The following is a 567-nucleotide window of genomic DNA, read 5'->3' as shown; positions in this document are numbered from 1 at the left end:
TTCTCCTTTGTATGCAGAAGGACAAACCCCTACAGCAGAGTTCGGTTCCCTATTGACCAAAGGGGAAGAACAATTGCAAGCATTAAAGCAAGAAAAGCAAACGAAGCTAGAAGAACAACAAAAAAAATTAGTAGAAGAAGAGAGGATGCTAGCTGAAGAAATAGAAAAGGCGAAAGAGCTTCGTGAACAAATTATGAAAGAAACAATGGAAAATAATAATGGAAATATGGCAGGAAAAATTTCTGATGCGAATCTATTATCGCAAATACTGCAGGGGAAGCATCCTAAAGGTCGAGGATCGGATAGGCGGGTCAAACAACAAATACAAGCCATCCGTGAAGGCCAAAAACAAGTGAAAGAAACCAAGAAAAAAATAGCCGAGATTGCAGCCCGCTATGATCAGCAAATGACTGCAATAGAGCAGAAGCAAGCGCAACATCAAGCTCAACAGCAAACCCTTCAAAACAAGCAACAAGAGCTGCTTCAAGTTGAAAACAAAGCGGCACAAGCAGATGGTCAAGCGAAGCAACAGCGAATAGAATTATATAAACGAATCATACAAACCAC

The 567-nt window shown here is 40.6% G+C and carries 1 protein-coding gene; it reads left to right on the top strand.

Features of this window, described 5'->3' with window-relative positions:
• The coding region (locus PPOP_RS22595) for a hypothetical protein (RefSeq protein WP_159101813.1) at positions 1-567 on the top strand (567 nt) is incomplete at both ends.

This window comes from Paenibacillus popilliae ATCC 14706 (assembly GCF_000315235.1).
Lineage (GTDB): Bacteria > Bacillota > Bacilli > Paenibacillales > Paenibacillaceae > Paenibacillus_B > Paenibacillus_B popilliae.
This window is presented reverse-complemented; position numbering and strand designations above follow the sequence as displayed.